This is a genomic window from Profundibacter sp., from assembly GCF_965277155.1.
In the GTDB taxonomy this organism is placed as follows: domain Bacteria; phylum Pseudomonadota; class Alphaproteobacteria; order Rhodobacterales; family Rhodobacteraceae; genus Profundibacter.
Genome location: NZ_CBDIBV010000013.1, coordinates 692,135 through 711,484 on the forward strand (window position 1 = coordinate 692,135; position 19,350 = coordinate 711,484).

The 19,350-nt window shown below is 56.3% G+C and carries 22 protein-coding genes; 6 read left to right on the forward strand and 16 right to left on the reverse strand.

Annotated features, from left to right (window positions below; genetic code table 11):
* Window positions 1–50 precede the first annotated feature (50 nt).
* Entirely contained in the window at window positions 51–1,301 is a 1,251-nt protein-coding gene (locus ACQY4M_RS18645; protein WP_428539230.1) for an IS256 family transposase, read from the forward strand.
* Between the two features lie 288 nt (window positions 1,302–1,589).
* Here the strand turns inward: ACQY4M_RS18645 and ACQY4M_RS18650 are convergent, their stop codons facing one another.
* The 12 genes from ACQY4M_RS18650 to folK form a co-directional block, all read right to left on the reverse strand.
* Window positions 1,590–2,846: an IS256 family transposase gene (locus ACQY4M_RS18650; protein WP_428548281.1), complete on the reverse strand. Its 1,257-nt coding sequence runs from the start codon at window positions 2,844–2,846 to the stop codon at window positions 1,590–1,592.
* Between the two features lie 23 nt (window positions 2,847–2,869).
* A protein-coding gene (locus ACQY4M_RS18655) for an IS3 family transposase (protein ID WP_428539245.1) occupies window positions 2,870–4,002 on the reverse strand; the annotation gives its coding sequence in 2 pieces (ribosomal slippage) (window positions 2,870–3,750 and window positions 3,750–4,002; 1,134 coding nt in all).
* Between the two features lie 393 nt (window positions 4,003–4,395).
* Window positions 4,396–5,082: a ribonuclease III gene (gene rnc / locus ACQY4M_RS18660; RefSeq protein ID WP_428547288.1), complete on the reverse strand. Its 687-nt coding sequence runs from the start codon at window positions 5,080–5,082 to the stop codon at window positions 4,396–4,398.
* Window positions 5,079–5,792, reverse strand: coding sequence for a signal peptidase I (gene lepB, locus ACQY4M_RS18665; protein WP_428547291.1), 714 nt, complete (start codon window positions 5,790–5,792; stop codon window positions 5,079–5,081). The genes rnc and lepB (ACQY4M_RS18665) overlap by 4 nt, the downstream gene beginning before the upstream one ends.
* Before the next feature lie 4 nt (window positions 5,793–5,796).
* A complete protein-coding gene (gene lepB / locus ACQY4M_RS18670; RefSeq protein WP_428547294.1) occupies window positions 5,797–6,579 on the reverse strand; it encodes a signal peptidase I in 783 nt (260 codons plus the stop codon).
* 62 nt (window positions 6,580–6,641) lie between these two features.
* Window positions 6,642–7,043, reverse strand: a complete 402-nt coding sequence (gene acpS / locus ACQY4M_RS18675; RefSeq protein ID WP_428547297.1) for a holo-ACP synthase — start codon at window positions 7,041–7,043, stop codon at window positions 6,642–6,644.
* Between the two features lie 107 nt (window positions 7,044–7,150).
* Window positions 7,151–8,377, reverse strand: a complete 1,227-nt coding sequence (locus ACQY4M_RS18680) for an IS256 family transposase (protein WP_428539582.1) — start codon at window positions 8,375–8,377, stop codon at window positions 7,151–7,153.
* Window positions 8,378–8,986: 609 nt separating this feature from the next.
* Window positions 8,987–9,742: a pyridoxine 5'-phosphate synthase gene (locus ACQY4M_RS18685; RefSeq protein WP_428547300.1), complete on the reverse strand. Its 756-nt coding sequence runs from the start codon at window positions 9,740–9,742 to the stop codon at window positions 8,987–8,989.
* Between the two features lie 42 nt (window positions 9,743–9,784).
* Window positions 9,785–10,435 carry a DUF2062 domain-containing protein gene (locus ACQY4M_RS18690; RefSeq protein ID WP_428547303.1) on the reverse strand — a complete coding sequence of 217 codons (651 nt, stop codon included), beginning with the start codon at window positions 10,433–10,435 and terminating at the stop codon, window positions 9,785–9,787.
* Between the two features lie 35 nt (window positions 10,436–10,470).
* Window positions 10,471–12,600 (reverse strand): RelA/SpoT family protein, encoded by a 2,130-nt coding sequence (locus ACQY4M_RS18695; RefSeq protein ID WP_428547306.1) that lies wholly within the window; start codon window positions 12,598–12,600, stop codon window positions 10,471–10,473.
* A gap of 25 nt (window positions 12,601–12,625) precedes the next feature.
* A complete protein-coding gene (gene rpoZ, locus ACQY4M_RS18700) occupies window positions 12,626–12,979 on the reverse strand; it encodes a DNA-directed RNA polymerase subunit omega (protein WP_428547309.1) in 354 nt (117 codons plus the stop codon).
* An 88-nt stretch (window positions 12,980–13,067) separates the two neighbouring features.
* Window positions 13,068–13,664 (reverse strand): 2-amino-4-hydroxy-6-hydroxymethyldihydropteridine diphosphokinase, encoded by a 597-nt coding sequence (folK, locus tag ACQY4M_RS18705; RefSeq protein WP_428547312.1) that lies wholly within the window; start codon window positions 13,662–13,664, stop codon window positions 13,068–13,070.
* Between the two features lie 93 nt (window positions 13,665–13,757).
* Between folK and ACQY4M_RS18710 the strand changes: the two genes are divergently transcribed.
* The 5 genes from ACQY4M_RS18710 (at window position 13,758) to rnhA (ending at window position 17,042) form a co-directional block, all read left to right on the forward strand.
* Window positions 13,758–14,330 (forward strand): NYN domain-containing protein, encoded by a 573-nt coding sequence (locus ACQY4M_RS18710; RefSeq protein ID WP_428548284.1) that lies wholly within the window; start codon window positions 13,758–13,760, stop codon window positions 14,328–14,330.
* A gap of 100 nt (window positions 14,331–14,430) precedes the next feature.
* Window positions 14,431–15,387, forward strand: a complete 957-nt coding sequence (ispH, locus tag ACQY4M_RS18715; protein WP_428547315.1) for a 4-hydroxy-3-methylbut-2-enyl diphosphate reductase — start codon at window positions 14,431–14,433, stop codon at window positions 15,385–15,387.
* The gene (locus tag ACQY4M_RS18720) at window positions 15,384–15,998 is read left to right on the forward strand and encodes a LysE family translocator (RefSeq protein WP_428547318.1); all 615 of its coding nucleotides are present in this window, start codon (window positions 15,384–15,386) and stop codon (window positions 15,996–15,998) included. The genes ispH and ACQY4M_RS18720 overlap by 4 nt, the downstream gene beginning before the upstream one ends.
* Window positions 15,995–16,597: a class I SAM-dependent methyltransferase gene (locus ACQY4M_RS18725; RefSeq protein ID WP_428547321.1), complete on the forward strand. Its 603-nt coding sequence runs from the start codon at window positions 15,995–15,997 to the stop codon at window positions 16,595–16,597. Before ACQY4M_RS18720 ends, ACQY4M_RS18725 begins: the two co-directional genes overlap by 4 nt.
* Entirely contained in the window at window positions 16,590–17,042 is a 453-nt protein-coding gene (rnhA, locus tag ACQY4M_RS18730) for a ribonuclease HI (RefSeq protein ID WP_428547324.1), read from the forward strand. Before ACQY4M_RS18725 ends, rnhA begins: the two co-directional genes overlap by 8 nt.
* An 18-nt stretch (window positions 17,043–17,060) precedes the next feature.
* On the opposite strand, the gene ACQY4M_RS18735 is transcribed toward rnhA, so the two are convergent.
* Genes ACQY4M_RS18735 through def (ACQY4M_RS18750) form a run of 4 tightly spaced genes read right to left on the reverse strand, consistent with a single transcriptional unit; the run spans window position 17,061 to window position 19,263 of the window.
* Window positions 17,061–17,297: a GlsB/YeaQ/YmgE family stress response membrane protein gene (locus ACQY4M_RS18735; RefSeq protein ID WP_428547327.1), complete on the reverse strand. Its 237-nt coding sequence runs from the start codon at window positions 17,295–17,297 to the stop codon at window positions 17,061–17,063.
* Window positions 17,298–17,348: 51 nt separating this feature from the next.
* A complete protein-coding gene (fmt, locus tag ACQY4M_RS18740) occupies window positions 17,349–18,248 on the reverse strand; it encodes a methionyl-tRNA formyltransferase (RefSeq protein ID WP_428547330.1) in 900 nt (299 codons plus the stop codon).
* Window positions 18,245–18,739, reverse strand: coding sequence for a peptide deformylase (gene def / locus ACQY4M_RS18745; RefSeq protein ID WP_428547333.1), 495 nt, complete (start codon window positions 18,737–18,739; stop codon window positions 18,245–18,247). Before def (ACQY4M_RS18745) ends, fmt begins: the two co-directional genes overlap by 4 nt.
* Complete coding sequence (gene def, locus ACQY4M_RS18750; RefSeq protein WP_428547336.1) at window positions 18,736–19,263, reverse strand: peptide deformylase; 528 nt, start codon at window positions 19,261–19,263, stop codon at window positions 18,736–18,738. Before def (ACQY4M_RS18750) ends, def (ACQY4M_RS18745) begins: the two co-directional genes overlap by 4 nt.
* Window positions 19,264–19,350: the final 87 nt, after the last annotated feature.

The following is a 19,350-nucleotide window of genomic DNA, read 5'->3' on the forward strand; positions in this document are numbered from 1 at the left end:
CATGGCGGTGTTGACGCGCCGCGATTCTCAGAGAGAAAAGGATATGCCACATGGAAGACGATACTATTTTGGAGTTTACCGATCCAGCCGGAATTTCACCTGATCCGCTGACGGATATCTTGCGCAAAGGCGCGCGGGATCTGTTGGCACAGGCGGTCGAGGCCGAGGTTTGTGATCTGATGGCGCAACACGCGCATTTGAGGGATTCGGCCGGTCGCCAGCGCCTTGTTCGCCACGGATACCTGCCGGAGCGCGAGGTGATGACGGGGATCGGCCCTGTCCCGGTGAATGTGCCTCGGGTGCGTGATCGTGGCACGGGGGCGGAGAAGATCAGGTTCACCTCGACGCTTCTGCCGCCGTATCTGCGCCGGGCAAAGTCGGTCGAGGAGTTGTTGCCCTGGCTCTATCTCAAAGGTATTTCCACGGGTGATTTCGGCGAAGCACTGGCGGCCCTTCTGGGGCCTGATGCGGGTGGTTTGACATCGAGCACGATTTCGCGCCTGAAGGCGGAGTGGTGGGCAGAATACGAGCGTTGGAACCGGCGTGACCTGTCGGCCAAACGCTATGTGTATTTCTGGGCCGACGGGGTTTATTTCAAGCCGCGCACGGATGCTGACAAGCAATGCATGCTGGTGATCATCGGCGCGGACGAGTGGGGTAACAAGGATGTTCTGGGCCTCGTGGACGGGTATCGAGAAAGCAGCCAGAGCTGGCGTGAACTGCTGCTGGACTTGCAACGTCGTGGCCTCAGAAAAGCCCCTGATCTGGCCGTTGGTGATGGCGCGCTCGGCTTCTGGAACGCCTTGCGGGAGGTGTTCGGTGAGACCCGGGAGCAGCGCTGCTGGGTGCATAAAACCGGCAACGTCCTGAATGCCATGCCGAAGTCGCTGCAAGCCAAAGCCAAGGGCCATCTACAGGACATCTGGATGGCCGAGAACAAACGGGACGCCGAGGCCGCGTTCAATTTCTTCATCGAAGCCTATGGCGTGAAATACGAGCGTGCCGTGGGGAAGCTGACCAAGGACCGGGACGTGCTGCTGACCTTCTACGACTTCCCTGCCGAGCACTGGAAACACATCCGCACATCCAACCCCATCGAAAGCATATTTGCCACCGTGCGGCACCGAACGAAGAAGACCAAAGGCTGCCTCGGGCGCAAGACCGCCTTGGCAATGACCTTCCGCCTGATGATGTCGGCAAAGAAGAAATGGCGTAAACTCGACGGCGCATTCCGATTGCCGGAAATCATCGAAGGGGTTGAATTTAAGGACGGGATCAAGCAGGAAAAACATGCCGCCTGATTACTGCGTCACCAACTTTTGGGCATAGCTCCCCGGCACAAGCCAAACACCTGTTTGCCGAAAATAAAATGCACCCGATCCACAAACGGGAACGGGCGCATAAATGTTATAGGCACTGTATGACCGGTCTATTTCACTGTTTTGGAATAAGCCGTATACAGACCGGTAATTGTATTCATTTCTTTTAGCTCTTTGGTCAACATATCAAACAGCTGTTCTTGCGCTTCGTTGCCGATTGAACCTTTGCTGGTTACACCGAGCTATGCCCAAAAGTTGGTGACGCAGTAATCAGGCGGCATGTTTTTCCTGCTTGATCCCGTCCTTAAATTCAACCCCTTCGATGATTTCCGGCAATCGGAATGCGCCGTCGAGTTTACGCCATTTCTTCTTTGCCGACATCATCAGGCGGAAGGTCATTGCCAAGGCGGTCTTGCGCCCGAGGCAGCCTTTGGTCTTCTTCGTTCGGTGCCGCACGGTGGCAAATATGCTTTCGATGGGGTTGGATGTGCGGATGTGTTTCCAGTGCTCGGCAGGGAAGTCGTAGAAGGTCAGCAGCACGTCCCGGTCCTTGGTCAGCTTCCCCACGGCACGCTCGTATTTCACGCCATAGGCTTCGATGAAGAAATTGAACGCGGCCTCGGCGTCCCGTTTGTTCTCGGCCATCCAGATGTCCTGTAGATGGCCCTTGGCTTTGGCTTGCAGCGACTTCGGCATGGCATTCAGGACGTTGCCGGTTTTATGCACCCAGCAGCGCTGCTCCCGGGTCTCACCGAACACCTCCCGCAAGGCGTTCCAGAAGCCGAGCGCGCCATCACCAACGGCCAGATCAGGGGCTTTTCTGAGGCCACGACGTTGCAAGTCCAGCAGCAGTTCACGCCAGCTCTGGCTGCTTTCTCGATACCCGTCCACGAGGCCCAGAACATCCTTGTTACCCCACTCGTCCGCGCCGATGATCACCAGCATGCATTGCTTGTCAGCATCCGTGCGCGGCTTGAAATAAACCCCGTCGGCCCAGAAATACACATAGCGTTTGGCCGACAGGTCACGCCGGTTCCAACGCTCGTATTCTGCCCACCACTCCGCCTTCAGGCGCGAAATCGTGCTCGATGTCAAACCACCCGCATCAGGCCCCAGAAGGGCCGCCAGTGCTTCGCCGAAATCACCCGTGGAAATACCTTTGAGATAGAGCCAGGGCAACAACTCCTCGACCGACTTTGCCCGGCGCAGATACGGCGGCAGAAGCGTCGAGGTGAACCTGATCTTCTCCGCCCCCGTGCCACGATCACGCACCCGAGGCACATTCACCGGGACAGGGCCGATCCCCGTCATCACCTCGCGCTCCGGCAGGTATCCGTGGCGAACAAGGCGCTGGCGACCGGCCGAATCCCTCAAATGCGCGTGTTGCGCCATCAGATCACAAACCTCGGCCTCGACCGCCTGTGCCAACAGATCCCGCGCGCCTTTGCGCAAGATATCCGTCAGCGGATCAGGTGAAATTCCGGCTGGATAGAGGTGGTCCCACTTTTTTGACCAGTCAGCAGCCAGTTTAAGATGGATCAGGGTTTCATTTAGGCTGCCAAACTCATTGGTTTTGTTTTTCTGTCATAGGCTTCATCCGGGGTCAATATTCCGTGGGTGGAATGCGGGCGCTCGGTGTTGTAGTAAGCCAACCATTTCCCGATCCCGGCGCGGGTCTGCGAACCCGTTTCAAATGCGTTGAGGTAAATGCATTCGTATTTCAAGGATCGCCAAAGCCGCTCGATCATCCGGTTATCGACCCAGCGACCTTTGCCATCCATCGAGATTTTCACGTCGGCTTCTTTCAGCGCCTGCGTCCATTCAAACCCGGTGAACTGGCTGCCCTGGTCGCTGTTCATGATATCGGGCTTGCCGTATTTGGCCATAGCCTCTTTCAGGGCTTCAACGCAAAAATCTGCCTCCATGCTGTTTGACAATCTCCAGCTCAAAACCTTGCGGCTGTGCCAGTCCATGATCGCGACCAAATAGAGGAACCCGCGCTGCATCGGAATGTAGGTGATATCTACGCACCACACATGGTTTGGACGATCAATCGTCAGGTCTCGCAGCAGATACGGGTAGATCTTATGCTGCGGATGTTTCTTGCTCGTGTTGGGCGTCTGGTAGATCGGAACCAACCGCATCAGCCGCATCAAACGGCGGACCCTGTGGCGACCACACTTGTAACCTTGGCGCTGCATGTGCCGGGCCATTTGCCGTGATCCATACCACGGCGTCTGCAAGAATTGCTTGTCGATTATTGTCATGAACCGCAAATTTTCAGCACTTTCGCCTTTTGGCTGGTAATACAGGTTCGAGCGCGCCAGAGAAAGTAGCCCGCATTGTCGTCGCACACTCAGATCATGCTCACGGCTCACCATTTTTTGCCTCGCTTCCCGAGCAACTGTTGCGAGGCGTTGGCTAAAAAATCCCGTTCCACGACCAGCTGACCAATCTTGGAGTGCAGCTTCTCAATCTGGGCTTCATCAACCCGATCAGGATCACGGCCCCGTCTGGAAAATGCCGTGGCCATGTTTTCAATCGCTGCTCGTTTCCATGTGCCAATCTGGGTTGGATGCACACCATACTTCTTCGACAGCTCCGCCATCGTCATTTCCTCGCGGATTGCTTCAAGCGCAACGCGGGCTTTGAATTCGGGAGAATGGTTCTTTCGTTTCGTCATTTTGAATCGTCTTTCTCATAAGTCGATCCACCTTAACAACTGGTCCGAATTTCCGTGACCACCTCTGGATCGGTAAACTCCAAAATAGTATCGTCTTCCATGTGGCATATCCTTTTCTCTCTGAGAATCGCGGCGCGTCAACACCGCCATGATATGCCACCCAATCACCCCATCACCAACTTTCGGGCATTACTCTATGCTTGTCATGCGAAGTCAGAGCTTCGCGTATCCGTTCAGGTCTCATGGAAAAGACGGCGGTGATCTGACTATTCAACGGCCCTAAATGACCAAGCTCCTTTCGATCCTACCGCCGCCGCTGGCTGGCATAATCAGAGTGCCGGACAGCGGCCCTCTTTTACAGGAAAGCCACGTAAAATCATAAGACAAGCTACTCTAACTACGCTTTGAAATTTTCACCAATAACACCTTGGCCGCGGCCTGTTCGGCCTGTCGTTTCGAATTTGCCGTGGCGGCTTCTCTTTCGCCATTTTCCAGCCGCGCCTCGATGGTGAAAACCGGCGCGTGGTCCGGCCCTGTGCGCGCTGTCACCACATATTTCGGCGGTGGTAATTTGCGGGCTTGCGCCCATTCTTGCAATGCGGTTTTGGCATCACGCGCATCGGCGTCTACTGCCGTAACCCGCTTGCCCCACAGACGCAGCACCAATGCTTTGGCTGCCTCGAACCCGCCGTCCAGATAAACAGCCGCAATCACCGCTTCCATGGCGTCGGCCAGCAGCGCCTCTTTGCGACGCCCACCGGACAGCATTTCCGAACGGCCCAGTTTCAGCACCGCCCCCAGATCGAATTCCCGCGCCACATCGGCGCAAGTTTCCTTGCGCACCAGCGCGTTGAACCGCGGCGCCAACTGACCCTCAGTGGCGGATGTGTCGGCCATGAACAAAGCCTCGGCCATCACCAGACCCAGCACACGGTCGCCCAGAAACTCCAGCCGCTGGTTGTCGTCGCGGGTGGGGGATGACATCGACGAATGGGTAACGGCCCGATGCAATAGCTCGGGCCGCTTGAACGTGTAACCAATCCGGCCCGCAAAGGCCTTTAGTTCAGACGAGAGTTTCATTTTATTGCCTTTTGATAGCGTCCCTTACGCCATGCCCAGAATGATAGCAACGACAGACCAGATGAAGAAAACACAACCATATCCGCGCGGGCAATCAGATTTTCTTCAGGCACAAACCCAATCCCACCGGTATTAGCATGAAACCGGCTGTCAATAGAGTTGTCGCGGTTATCCCCCAAAAAGAAATAATGGCCTTCGGGGACGGTATAAACGCCCGTGTTGTCCTGAGAGTAATCGCCAATATCCAGCATATCATAGCTTACACCATTAGGCAGGGTTTCAGTTTTCAGCGTCTTTATACAGGTTTCACCGATTGCCGGATTATTTGCGCATAGCGGGTAGTTGCCCGAAAATCCTTGTCGCTCATAGGTTTCCGTAAACGCGCCCGCCGGTTCAGTCTTTACCGCCTGACCATTGATATGCAGTACACCGTTTTTTATCTGGATCTTGTCGCCGGGCATCCCGATCAGCCGCTTGATAAAATCCTCTTCCAGAACAGGATGCCGGAAAACCACGACATCGCCGCGCTTTGGTGGGTTCGTCCAAATCTTCTTGCCGCCGCAAGGCCAGCCACAATACAGACCATATGCATACCGGTCTGCAATCAGGTAGTCGCCAACCAGCAAAGTTGGCTTCATTGAGCCTGCGGGAATATAGTATTTATCGATGTGCGCCAGACTCGCAATGAATGTGATGGCCAGCAGCAGCATGTCCCTAGTTTACCGCCTTAAAGAAACGATCCGAACGCCATGTCCAGAAATAGAACAGCGATTTACCGGCGGACGAAAACATGATCCGGTCGGCACGGCCGATGATGTTTTCAAACGGCACATAGCCAACACCACCCGCGGTCTGCGGGAAACGGCTGTCGGTGGAATTGTCGCGGTTGTCGCCCATAAAGAAATAGTGACCTTCGGGCACGACATAAATGCCGGTGTCATCCTGTGCCTGTTTTCCAATATCCAGAATATCGTGTGACACACCGTTTGGCAGGGTTTCGATTGCGCGTGTCTTTTCGCAGACACCGCCAACGCCCGGATTATTGGAACAACGCGGAAAAGTGCCAGCCGACCCCTGCCGCTCGTAGGTTTCGGTAAACACGCCAGCCGGCTCAATCTTCACCGCTTGGCCGTTGATATGCAATACGCCACCCTTCATCTGGATTTTATCACCGGGCAGGCCGATCAACCGCTTGATAAAGTCCTGACCGTTCACCGGATGGCGAAACACCACCACATCGCCGCGTTCGGGTTCGGACCCCATAATGCGGCCGGAAAATGGGCAGGCCGAAAACGGGCAGGAATATCTGGAATAGCCATAGGCCATTTTGTTCACAAACAGGAAATCCCCGATCAACAAGGTATCTTTCATTGACCCTGACGGAATCCAGAAAGGTTGAAAGAACAGGGTGCGAAATACGCCTGCAATCAGCAGTGCCCAAAAGACTGTTTTTACTGTTTCCATAATACCATCGGGTTTATCTGCTTTGCTTGCCATTGTGTGGGGTGTTCCTGCTCGGATTGATGTTTAAGGCTACATGAATGGCAGCGGCGGCAGAGTCAAGTTTTCGGGCGTGCTTCGATGATCACAAAGGCCTGTGCCCAAGGGTGATCGTCAGTCAATGTCACATGGATGATGGCCTCGTGGCCCGCTGGCGTCATTGCATCCAGCCGTTCCCGCGCCCAACCCGTCACCGCCATCACGGGCTGACCGGTCTCCAGATTACTGACCGCCATGTCCCGCCATGAAATTCCCATCCGCAAACCGGTGCCCAGCGCCTTGGAACAGGCCTCTTTTGCGGCCCAGCGTTTGGCATAGGTGCCTGCCACATCCTTGCGGCGTTCGGCTTTTTGCTGTTCGACCTTGGTGAATACGCGGTCGCGGAACCGGTCGCCAAAACGCGCCAGCGTCTTTTCGATGCGTTCTATATTCGCAAGGTCTGTGCCGATGCCCAAAATCATCTGAAACTTGCCTGAACCTGACTTGTTGCGCGGTTGATCACGGTTGTGTCTCGAAAGTGGTGGAAATTGATTTCAGGCACCTCCGAGCGGGTTGAGTTATGCGCCGGTCAGGCGGCTTGGTCAAGGGTTGCGTCGGCGACGGGCTGAGCGAGCGTTTCCCAGCCATCGACCTTTCGCATGACGATCTGCCCCGAGGCCATCAGAGCCCAAAGCAGCATCGGCACGGTCTCGGCGCATGGCAGCACGGTCTGGGTCTTGATGCGGCGGCGGAATTCCTCGTTCAGGCGTTCGATCGCATTTGTCGTTCTGGCCGATTTCCACTGGCCTTGTGGCAGACGCGTGAAGGTGAAAAGCTTATCTCCTGCTTCTTCCAAGCTGTCAGCGACGGCCTTGCATTTCAGCCGCCATTTTCGCAGAAATGCCTTGCGGCGGGTGGCGATTTCCTCGGGTGTTTTGGCGTAGATCATGTCGCGGTAATCTTCTGTCAACTCATCATGCATACGCTTGGGTGCCTTGGCCAGAAGGTTGCGGTGCTTGTGCACCGTGCACCTCTGGATCGGCAGATCTTCACCCCAGAGGGCAATGAGAGCGACCTCAAGTCCCGGTGCCCCGTCCACGATGACAAATTCGGGCCGTTTCAACCCGCGCGCATCCAGATCGTTGATGAACTGACGCCAGGCGGAGGTGCTTTCGCCGCCCATGTTCATCAGTGATAACAAGACCTTCTGCCCATCCCGGCGCACGCCAATCGCGGCCAGAACCGAGATATTGGTGGCCTTCCTGTCAATCCGCGTTTTGATCACGGTGCCGTCCAGGATCAGCCGCACGATGTCTTCATCCGCAAGGCTGCGGGCGCACCACGCCTGCCAGTCCACCTTCACCTTGCGCCAGGCGCGGCTCACCACATCCTTGCTGACCGCCCCCTGAAACAGGCCGAACAGGGCGCGTTTTACCCGCCGTGTGTTGGTGCCCGAAAGGTAGACAGCAGCGATCAGCGCCTCGGCCTTCTTCGTCAGCCGCTGGTAGCGGGGCAATGCCTTCGAGCGCCATTCTCTGGCCTTGCCGGCCTCGCCTGTGATCCGCGCACGCGGCACGCGCACCGTTTCGGTTCCAAATGTTCCGACCAGTTGCCGCTCGCGATGCCCGTGGCGGTATCCGGCCTTTGCCCCGCCGCTGCGGCCATACCGGCAACGGCCCAGAAACTGCTCCAGCTCCTCTTCGAAAACCGCCTCGATCGTCGCGCGGATGTTCTGGCGCAGCCGGTCTTCAATCGGGTCATAGCCTGCTTCATTGGCCAGTAGCGCGGATGTCGATGTTGCTGTATTCTTTGTCATGGCGTGATCTCCTTGGCGGTTCCAGCCGCCGGTTGGGTGGCTTCGATGCACCCGGAGATTACGCCGTCCTCGAATTTCCACCAAACTCGCGACACTACCGTTGATCACCACGGTTACCGTGCCCGGAATTGCACGGCCCGCATCATAATCATATTTTTCCGCATCGATCATCAGGACCAGTCCGCGCGCGGGGTCATAGCTGGCCTTTAATCCGTCCAGCGAGAGCATGTTATAGCCGTCCCCGATACCACCGGCGGAAACCACCTTGCAGGCGCGTCCCTCGGCCTCGATGTAATCATTCGGGAGATATATAACCGCCAACTGGAATGCCGCGTTTGCCGGGTCCCAGTAATCCAGCACAGCAACCCGCACATCGCCATTGGCAAAGATCCGGGTGTTTTCTTCCCACGGTTCGGCCAATAGGTTGATGGTGATTTCCCCTTCACAATCACGCACAATTTCTGCCTGCGCGGACAGGGTGCTGGCAACTAACGACAAGATGAATAAAATAATCCGCATTTCAAACCCCTTCAATACAATACCTTACAAGGGCCATCCTGAACGCGGAGGCTGTTGGCAGCAAGTGGGGATATCCTTACTCACCACTCCTCAGGCTCGTGCCTCGTCCATCAGATCGCGCATTTTCCGGATGGCTGGTTGCAAGCCCATGAAGATCGCCTCGCCAATCAGGAAATGACCGATGTTCAGTTCCATCACCTCGGGGAATTCGGCGATTGGTTTGACAGTGTCATAAGTGATACCGTGACCCGCGTGCACCTCCAACCCCAGTGAATGGGCATAGGTCGACATATCACGCAGCTTTTCCAGTTCCGTTTCCGCCACATCAAAATGCCCTTCAGAAAAGGCATCGCAATAGGGACCGGCGTGCAGTTCGACAATGTTTGCGCCAATCCGTGATGCCGCGTCAATCTGGCGTTTATCGGTGGCCACAAACAGCGATACACGGCAGCCTGCCTCGCGAATGGGGGCGATGAAATGGGCCAGCCGGTTTTCCTCGCGCGCCACTTCCAGACCGCCTTCGGTCGTCAGTTCCTCGCGTTTTTCGGGCACGATACAGACCGCGTGGGGTTTGTGGCGCAGGGCAATCGCCTGCATTTCCGGCGTTGCTGCCATCTCGAAATTCAGCGGCACCTTTAGCACCTCCATCAGCCCGTCAATGTCGGCGTCCGAAATATGCCGCCTATCTTCGCGCAAATGCGCTGTGATGCCATCGGCGCCTGCTTCTTCGGCTAGCTTGGCAGCACGTAGCGGGTCGGGATAGCTTCCGCCGCGTGCGTTGCGCACTGTGGCAACGTGATCAATGTTAATTCCAAGCCGCAGCTTGCCCAGATATTCCTGACCCATTGAATTGGCCCCTTTGTGACTCGATTTCGCAAAAGCCTAGACTTATTCGCCACCCTCGTCAGCCTTCTTTGCCTTCTTATCGCGAATTTCTGCAAGTTTCGCTTTCAGGCGCCCCTTGCGGCGGTTCTGATATGCAGTAATCACCGGCACACTCAGATAATAGCAGATTACACCGGCAATCGGCCCAAGGATCAGACCACCCACCAGATAGGGCAGGAATATTTCGTGATAAAAGCTGGCAAGATTGCCCCATTCGGCAACCTGATCGGTAAACATCGCCCAGAAATTATGCTTCAGGTCATCCCATGCACCGCCAAACGTCGCCATAAGCGAATGGTTTACCCCTTCGTCATAATGCGATCCCAATATCCAGTGGCCAAGTTTCAGGCCACCCGCGGCAATAAACGGGAATGTCAGCGGATTGCCGAAAAACGTTGCCATGATGGCAGCGATCACATTCCCGCGAATGGCTAGAGATATTAGAGCTGCGATGACAAAGTGAAATCCGAATAACGGCGTGAAGCTGACCAACACACCGGCAAATACCCCGCGGGCAATCCTGTGCGGCGGGTCTGGCAAACGGCGCACACGGTGTTTGACGTAATGAAACGCCCTCACCCAGCCGCCTTTTGGCCAGATCAACTCCCAAAGCACCTTGAAAAAGGGCCTTTTATCACGGCGTTTGAAAACCAATCTGGTTGTCCTTTACTCTCAAAATACCTGCCCGATCAGGGCTTGCGGGCTGGATCCCGATACCGTTCCAATGCAGCGACATCGCTGTCTGCCTCCAGTGCAGTCATTACCGTATGCAGATGCTCGACATCCCTCAAGTCCACATCAATCAGAATTCGGTAAAAATCCGGTTTCCGGTCCATAAATACCAAGTCCGCAATATTGGCCTTTTGCTCGCCGATCAATGTGCAAATTCGTCCCAGCACGCCAGCGTCATTCGAGATGGTCATCATAAAGCTGACCGTGTGGCCCGCAGGGTGCTTGCCACTGTGCCAGTGCAAATCAACCCAACGGTCGTTCTGATCCTCGAATTCCGACAGGACAGGGCAGTCGATGGCATGAACAACCACACCTTTTCCGCGGTAACTGATGCCGACAATCCGTTCACCGGGAACCGGCTGACAACAGGATGCACGCTCGAACGTCTGGTCCTGCTCCAGCCCGACAACCGCGCGGGTCAGTTCAACTTCGTCACCGGTGTGGGTGGCCAATTCGGGATATAGGCCTTCGACCACTTCGCGGGCATTCATCTCGGCGCTGCCAAGTAGTGCCAGCAGTTCATCAGCGTCAACCAGCCCCATGCGTTTAGCTGCGGTGGCCAGTGCTTTGTCGGTTGCTTTTTTGCCGACATGCTCAAATGCCACGCGGGCCAGTTCACGACCGAGTTTGATAAACCGCTCACGGTCCTCGGAACGCAAGGATCGGCGGATCGCGGATTTCGCCCGCCCAGTAACAGCGATATCAATCCAGGTCGCCTGTGGGCGCTGGCCTTCGGCTGTCATAATCTCGATCGATTGGCCGTTCTTTAGCCGCGTCCACAGCGGCACGCGAATGCCATCGACCCGCGCCCCAACACAAGAATCCCCAATCCGCGTGTGGATCGCATAGGCAAAATCCAGCGGCGTCGCCCCACGTGGCAGTTTCACAACCTCGCCTTTGGGGGTGAAACAGAACACCTGATCCGAGTACATCTCCAGCTTTACATGCTCCAGAAACTCGTCATGATCCTCGGACGAATCCAGCCGGTCTGTCAGGCTTGCCACCCATTTCGCCGGATCCACCGCAAAGGGGTTTTCCGAACGCACCCCGTCCCGATAGGACCAATGCGCCGCCACACCGGATTCCGCCACGTCGTGCATTTGCTGGGTTCGTATCTGCACTTCGACCCGCTTGCCGTCACGGCCCGAAACCGTGGTATGAATGGACCGGTAACCGTTCGATTTTGGCTGACTGATGTAATCCTTGAACCGTCCCGGCACCGCGCGCCAGCGCTGATGGATCGCCCCCAGAACGCGGTAGCAGTCACATTCTGTCGTGGTAATCACACGAAAGCCGTAAATATCGGACAGGCGGGAAAAGCCCTGTCCCTTTTCTTCCATCTTGCGCCAGATCGAATAGGGTTTCTTGGCGCGGCCCAGAACCTCGGCCTTGATCCCGACTTTGTCCAGTTCGATTCGGATATCGTCGGTGATCTTCTTGATCACATCGCCGCTTTCTTTTTGCAGTGTGATGAACCGGCGCATGATGGAATTGCGGGCCTCGGGGTTCAGCACCGAAAAGGCCAGATCCTCCAGCTCTTCTCGCATCCACTGCATCCCCATGCGACCTGCCAGCGGTGCGAAAATGTCCATCGTTTCACGGGCCTTTTGCACCTGTTTGTCGGGGCGCATGGATTTAATCGTGCGCATGTTGTGCAAACGGTCAGCCAGCTTCACCAGTATGACGCGTAAATCCTTGGACATCGCCATGAACAGTTTGCGGAAATTTTCCGCCTGTTTGGTCTGGGTCGACGATAGTTGAAGATTGGTCAGCTTGGTCACACCATCGACCAGTTCTGCAATCTCCTTGCCGAATTTCTCGGTCACCTCGGTATAGGTGGATTTTGTATCTTCGATGGTGTCGTGCAACAGGGCGGTGATGATCGTCGCGTCATCCAACCGCTGCTGGGTCAGTATCGCCGCCACAGCCACCGGATGGGTGAAATACGGCTCACCGGAATGGCGGAACTGCCCTTCGTGCATCGCTTGCCCATAGGCAAAAGCCTCGCGGATCAGCGGTTCGTTTGTCTTAGGATTATAGCTGCGAACAAGCGCGATCAGATCGTCTACTGTGATCTTTTCCGGCATCCGGTCCGCGCCTTATTGCAGGGGGTTATGGCCGCCCCTGTGCTTCCATCAATGCCCGCAGCAGTTTTTCTTCCGACATGTCGTCTTCTGCCGGCTTGTCTGCCTCGGCCCCCATCAGAAGTGCCATGGCATCTTCTTCCGGCTCATCCACCTCGATCTGGGTTTGCTGGCTTTCGATCATCCGCTCGCGCAGATCTTCAACCGATTGGGTTTCCTCGGCGATTTCGCGCAGGGCCACAACGGGGTTTTTGTCGTTGTCGCGATCCACGGTCAGTTCGGCCCCGGACGCGATTTCGCGCGCACGATGGGCGGCAAGCATGACCAGATCAAAACGATTTGGTACCTTATCAACGCAATCTTCAACCGTAACGCGGGCCATAGGGCGACTCCTGAATATCGACTTCGGGGTGTTAGAAGGTGCTATTTAGGGGCTTTAGACCTTGATGACAAGTATTGAATCGGCATCCTTATAACGGTTTTACCTGCGCAACATCGGCTGGGTCCAATTCATCGCGCATTTGGGTCGCCGTGCACCCCAACACAGGATGCCGCCATTCAGGCGCGATTTCCGCCAATGGCACCAGCACAAAAGCACGGTCCTGAATGCGCGGGTGGGGCAGAATTAATTGTGTTGGTGCCTCTTTCATCTGCTCGCCTAATGGCAGATTCATCCAATGCCGAAATGTAGTCAGATCAGGCCGAATCACTTCTCCATATGCTAATAAATCAAGGTCCAGCGTTCGTTGCCCCCATCTGGTCACTCGTTCACGGCCTAATTCGGTTTCTATTTCATGCAGACGCGACAATAAGTCCGCCGCGGAAAGCCGCGCGGTCAGGATAGCCACCGCGTTCACATAATCAGGGCCGGAATTTTCAGGAAAACAAGGGGTTTTGTAAAATCGGCCTACAGTTTCAACATGAAGATCCTTGCTTTTTAGCAAGGTCAAAGCCCGGTGCAAAGTCACCTCCGGCCCACCCGCTGCTGAAGGTAAGTTCGCTCCAAGGCCAATAATCGCCGATATTGGTCCGGTTTTCTGCCCAAAGGGTTGCAAGATTTGTAACAATCCTTAAAGATGAAAGCGGTTTCGCATATTTTAACAGTAACCACACTCACTCACGGAAACGAAGTCGAAACCGACTACCGGAAGGAAAATTTTATGTTCTACAGAGACGAACGGCTGGCGCTGTTCATCGATGGCTCGAACTTATATGCAGCGGCAAAATCGCTGGTGTTCGACATCGACTATAAACTGCTACGGCAGGAATTCATGCGTCGTGGCAAAATGTTGCGGGCGTTTTATTACACCGCGCTGCTGGAAAACGATGAATATTCACCGATTCGCCCCCTGGTCGATTGGCTGCATTACAACGGCTTTACCATGGTGACCAAACCGGCCAAGGAATACACCGATTCCATGGGCCGCCGTAAGGTCAAAGGCAATATGGATATCGAACTGGCCGTCAATGCGATGGAACTGGCCCCGCATGTGGATCACATGGTGATCTTCTCGGGTGATGGCGATTTCCGTCCGCTGGTGGAAAGCCTGCAACGCCAAGGCGTGCGTGTTTCGGTGGTTTCGACCATCCGTTCGCAACCGCCAATGATTGCCGATGAACTGCGCCGTCAGGTTGATAATTTCATCGAGTTGGACGAATTGCGCGACGTGATCGGCCGCCCCCCGCGGGAACCTGTTCACACGCCTGCGGCCGCAGAAGAAGTCGTCGATTAAACAATTTAAAGCCGGGGCAGTCGCTCCGGCTTTTTCCTTTTGTGGGCTGGACGCCGCCCCTTGTAGGCCCTAATTCTATGCCAACCGAAACAGGGCCGATATGACAAAACCATCACTAACCCTTTACCTTGCCGCCCCGCGCGGTTTTTGCGCCGGTGTCGTGCGCGCCATCAAGATTGTCGAACTGGCAATCGATAAATGGGGCGCGCCGGTCTATGTGCGCCACGAAATCGTGCATAACAAATTCGTGGTGGATGGTCTGCGCGAAAAGGGCGCCGTGTTTGTCGAGGAACTGGACGAATGCCCCGATGACCGTCCGGTGATCTTTTCTGCCCACGGTGTGCCAAAATCTGTCCCTAACGCAGCGCGGGTCCGCAATATGACCTATGTCGATGCCACCTGCCCGCTGGTGTCCAAGGTCCATATCGAGGCCGAGCGCCACAATGAAAACGGGCTTCAAATGGTGATGATCGGGCACGAGGGCCACCCTGAAACCGTAGGCACAATGGGGCAACTGCCTGCGGGCGAGGTTCTGTTGGTCGAAACCGCCGGGGATGTTGCCAAACTGGATGTACGCGACCCCGAAAAGCTGGCCTATATCACCCAAACCACCCTTTCCATCGACGACACTGCCGAGATTGTCGCAGCATTAAAGGCCCGCTTCCCCGCCATTATCGGACCGCACAAGGAAGACATCTGTTACGCCACCACCAACAGGCAAGAGGCGGTCAAGGAAATCGCGGCCAAATCCGACGCCATCCTTGTGATCGGCGCGCCGAATTCATCCAACACCCGCCGCCTGGTCGAGGTAGGCGCGGCAGCAGGCTGTGACTATTCACAACTGGTGCAACGCGCCCGCGATATCGACTGGCGCGCATTGGACGGCATCACATCACTGGGACTTGCCGCTGGTGCCTCGGCCCCTGAAGTGCTGGTGGACGAGGTGATCGACGCCTTTCGCACCCGCTATGACGTGACCGTAAAACTGGTGGAAACCGCCAAGGAACATGTCGAATTCAAAGTGCCACGTATATTGCGGGAAGGAGATACGACATGATCTCGGTCGAATTTCTGCTAACCGCGCTGGCCGTGGTTCTGATCCCCGGAACTGGCGTGATCTATACGCTTGCTACCGGCATCAGCCTTGGCAGTCGGGCGGCCATCGCGGCGGCTTTTGGTTGCACCTTCGGGATTGTTCCGGCCATGTTTGCCGCAATACTGGGGCTTGCCGCATTGCTGCATACATCTGCGGTTGCCTTCCAACTGGTGAAATTCGCAGGCGTTGCCTTTTTGCTGTACATGGCATGGCAAACCCTGCGCGAGGCAGGGACGATGAGCATCAATCAAAAGGTAAAATCCCGCGCCCTTGGAAAGATCGCCCTGCGCGGAATACTGATCAACGTGCTAAACCCCAAACTGTCGCTTTTCTTCCTTGCCTTCCTGCCGCAATTCTTGTCGGGCAACCCCGAAAACGCGGCTTTCGAAATGCTTGGCTTGGGCGTTGTGTTCATGGTGATGACCTTTGTCGTATTCGTGTTATACGGCCTGTTCGCCGCCACAGTCCGCGACCGTGTTCTGTCCAGTCCCCGCGTTTTGAAATGGATGCGACGCGGATTTGCCGCCACCTTTGCCGGACTCGGCCTGAAACTTGCGTTTGAAAAAGCATGAGCAGCGACACTACCACCATCGCCGCCTATTCGAAGGCCGCGCAGGATTATGCCAACGGGTTTGCCCGAAAAAAGAACGCCGAACAGGATCTGGATATGACCGGTTTTCTGGCGCTTGTTCCCGACGGCGGGCGTATCCTTGATCTTGGCTGCGGACCGGGTCATTGGGCGGCGACGTTCAAGGATGCAGGTTTCATGGTTGATGCCACCGACGCCACCCCGGAAATGGCCGATCTGGCGCTTGAGCGCTATGGTATCAAGGTCCGCGTCGAACACTTTGATGCACTGGAAGCAGTGGCCGAATATGATGGTGTCTGGGCCAACTTCAGCCTGCTGCACGCGTCACGCACAGAATTTCCTGCGCATCTGACACGCATCCATCGGGCCTTGCGTCCGGGCGGCGCCTTGAGCCTTGGCATGAAGCTGGGCACCGGCGAAGGCCGCGACCGGCTGGGCCGGTTCTATACCTATTACACCCAGAATGAATTGACGGGGTTGGTTACGGCAGCGGGGTTCACCGTCATTCAAACCCGGCGTGGTAATGGCGCCGGATTGGCCGGCGGGGTTGAAACATTTATGGTGCTGACTGCTCATGCCTGACCTGTTCGCTTATACCGACGGCGCCTGCTCTGGCAATCCCGGCCCCGGTGGCTGGGGCGCGCTGCTGATCGCCCGTGATGGCAACAAGGTGCTTAAAGAACGTGAACTGTGTGGCGGCGAGGCTGACACAACCAACAACCGCATGGAATTGCTGGCCGCGATCCATGCGCTCGAGGCGCTCGAACGCCCCTCGACCCTGACCATCATCACTGACAGCGCTTATGTGAAAAACGGAGTGACATCCTGGATCCACGGCTGGAAGCGCAATGGCTGGCGCACATCGAACAAAAAGCCGGTAAAGAATGTCGAACTATGGCAGCGTATCGATGATGCGCAAGCGCGCCATGACGTGACATGGGAATGGGTCAAAGGCCACGCAGGCCATCCGGAGAATGAGCGCGCGGACGAGTTGGCCCGTCGCGGGATGGAGCCTTTCAAGCCGTAAAAAGACGCGGATTAGGGTCTATTTTTGAAAATACGTCCGGTAAACCCAGATCAGCAACACTGCCCCCAGAACCGCTCCGACAAAGCCAAAAGCAATGCTGGTCAGCGTCAGCAACACCCGCAGGGCAATCCCCCCGATCAGTGCGCCGAAAATGCCGATAGCAATGGTGGTGACAACATCCGTTTCCATACGCATCATCCGCGTGGCAATGAACCCCGCAGCGGCACCGATTATGATCAGAAATATCACTGGCATAGGTCTAATATAGGGTGCCTTGGCGCGTTTTCAAATCGAACGCAAAGCGCTTTAGCTTAACCGCTTTGGCAATTCGAACCCGCGCAGCAATTCTTCGGCCTCCATTGGCCGTTTCCCTTGCCGCTGGGCCTGCATAATCTCGACCGCCCCATCGCCGCAGGCAATCCGCAAACCACCCAGCACCTGACCGGCCGACCCCTTGCCTTCAACCACACGGCTGCGCAGCAATTTCAGGCGCTCGCCATCCACATCACACCACGCACCCGGAAAGGGCGACAGCCCGCGGATCAGCCGGTCCACTTCGACTGCCGGTTTTGACCAATCCACCCGCGCCTCAGCTTTGTCGATCTTTTTGGCATAGGTCACGCCTTCTTCGGGTTGCGAAACAGGCTCTAACCCGTCAAGATTCGCCAATGCTTCGACAATCGCCCCGGCACCCAGCGCCGACAGGCGGTCGTGCAACTCTGCTGTGGTTTCCTCGGCCCCGATCGTCACCATCTTGCGCAGCAACACCGGCCCCGTGTCCAGACCCGCCTCCATCTGCATGATGCAAACGCCGGTTTCCTGATCCCCCGCCATGATCGCCCGATGGATCGGCGCCGCGCCGCGCCAGCGTGGCAACAGGGACGCATGGATGTTCAGACAGCCCTTAGCGGGTGCATCCAGTACCGCTTGCGGCAGGATCAGCCCATAGGCCACCACAACGGCAATATCAGGCTCTAACGCAGCGAATTCCGTCTGTTCCGCTTCGCCTTTTAGCGATTTGGGAAAACGCACCGGCAAGCCCAGTTCCTCGGCCTTTGCCTGCACCGGACTGGGGCGGTCCTTTTTGCCACGCCCCGCTGGCCGTGGCGGCTGGCAGTATACGCAAAGCACCTCGTGCCCCGCATCCACCAGCGCCTCTAATACCGGTACCGAAAAATCCGGCGTGCCCATGAACACAACCTTCATCGCACCCCTTTCCGTGCCTTGCGCAGCAACATATCGCGTTTCACCTTGGATAGGTTGTCAAAATACATCCGCCCGTTCAGGTGATCAATCTGGTGCTGAACGCTGGTCGCCGACAGCCCGACGAAATCCTTTTCTTCGACCTGCCCCGCCGTGTTCAAAAACCGCACCGTCACCGCGCGGGGGCGTTTGATTATGGCCGATACACCGGGCAGGTTCGGGCTTGCCTCTTCATGTTCCCGCAGCTTGGCCGAGGCATGCAGCACCTCGGGGTTGGCCAGCAAGATCGCCTGCCCGCGCTCCTCGGAGCAATCCACCACCGCAAGGCACAGCATCACCCCGATCTGTGGCGCGGCAAGGCCGACGCCGGGCATCGCATCCATGGTTTCGACCATATCCGCCCAGATGCCGCGCACCTCGTCCGTCACGGCCTCGACCGGATCGCATACCGTTTTCAACCGCTTGTCGGGGTAGGGCACAAAGGGGTGGATCATGCCTTTTCCCGTGCCCGCTCGCGTTTTAGTTTCACCATTTTGCGGGTGATCATCTGGCGCTTTAACGTTTTGAGGTAATCAATGAACAGCTTGCCATCCAGATGGTCGATTTCATGCTGAACGCAAGTCGCCCACAACTTGTCGAACTTCGCCTCGCAAGCGGCCCCGTGCATGTCCAGCCATGTCACCTTCACCTCGGCAGGGCGCTCGACCTCAGCGTATTGCTCGGGGATGGACAGACAGCCTTCCTCGTAAACATTCAGCGCCTCGGACGTCCACTGAACCTTGGGGTTGAACAGCACCATCGGTTGCGGGTCCGCGCCCTCTTCCTTGATGCAGTCCATCACGATCAGACGTTGCAAAACACCCACCTGCGGCGCGGCCAGACCAATGCCCGGCGCTTCATACATGGTTTCCAGCATGTCCTCGGCCAGTTTGCGCATTTCATCACTTACCCCCTCAACAGGGGCACAAACCTTTTTCAGGCGCGGGTCGGGGTGTATCAGGATCGGTCGTATGCTCATATCGCCCATGTAAGACATGATGCGCCAACGTGCAACGCCCCTTGCGATTATGGCGCAATCCGCTAGCGTGCAGACAAAACGGATAAG

Bases quoted from the DNA above. Each gene is read 5' to 3' on its own strand.
- ACQY4M_RS18645 (WP_428539230.1), top strand. From the start codon at position 51: ATGGAAGACGATACTATTTTGGAGTTTACCGATCCAGCCGGAATTTCA.
- rnc (WP_428547288.1), bottom strand. From the start codon at position 5,082: ATGAAACTCTCGTCTGAACTAAAGGCCTTTGCGGGCCGGATTGGTTAC.
- lepB (WP_428547291.1), bottom strand. From the start codon at position 5,792: ATGCTGCTGCTGGCCATCACATTCATTGCGAGTCTGGCGCACATCGAT.
- lepB (WP_428547294.1), bottom strand. From the start codon at position 6,579: ATGGCAAGCAAAGCAGATAAACCCGATGGTATTATGGAAACAGTAAAA.
- acpS (WP_428547297.1), bottom strand. From the start codon at position 7,043: ATGATTTTGGGCATCGGCACAGACCTTGCGAATATAGAACGCATCGAA.
- ACQY4M_RS18680 (WP_428539582.1), bottom strand. From the start codon at position 8,377: ATGACAAAGAATACAGCAACATCGACATCCGCGCTACTGGCCAATGAA.
- ACQY4M_RS18685 (WP_428547300.1), bottom strand. From the start codon at position 9,742: ATGGGTCAGGAATATCTGGGCAAGCTGCGGCTTGGAATTAACATTGAT.
- ACQY4M_RS18695 (WP_428547306.1), bottom strand. From the start codon at position 12,600: ATGCCGGAAAAGATCACAGTAGACGATCTGATCGCGCTTGTTCGCAGC.
- rpoZ (WP_428547309.1), bottom strand. From the start codon at position 12,979: ATGGCCCGCGTTACGGTTGAAGATTGCGTTGATAAGGTACCAAATCGT.
- ACQY4M_RS18710 (WP_428548284.1), top strand. From the start codon at position 13,758: ATGTTCTACAGAGACGAACGGCTGGCGCTGTTCATCGATGGCTCGAAC.
- ispH (WP_428547315.1), top strand. From the start codon at position 14,431: ATGACAAAACCATCACTAACCCTTTACCTTGCCGCCCCGCGCGGTTTT.
- ACQY4M_RS18720 (WP_428547318.1), top strand. From the start codon at position 15,384: ATGATCTCGGTCGAATTTCTGCTAACCGCGCTGGCCGTGGTTCTGATC.
- ACQY4M_RS18725 (WP_428547321.1), top strand. From the start codon at position 15,995: ATGAGCAGCGACACTACCACCATCGCCGCCTATTCGAAGGCCGCGCAG.
- rnhA (WP_428547324.1), top strand. From the start codon at position 16,590: ATGCCTGACCTGTTCGCTTATACCGACGGCGCCTGCTCTGGCAATCCC.
- ACQY4M_RS18735 (WP_428547327.1), bottom strand. From the start codon at position 17,297: ATGCCAGTGATATTTCTGATCATAATCGGTGCCGCTGCGGGGTTCATT.
- fmt (WP_428547330.1), bottom strand. From the start codon at position 18,248: ATGAAGGTTGTGTTCATGGGCACGCCGGATTTTTCGGTACCGGTATTA.
- def (WP_428547333.1), bottom strand. From the start codon at position 18,739: ATGATCCACCCCTTTGTGCCCTACCCCGACAAGCGGTTGAAAACGGTA.
- def (WP_428547336.1), bottom strand. From the start codon at position 19,263: ATGAGCATACGACCGATCCTGATACACCCCGACCCGCGCCTGAAAAAG.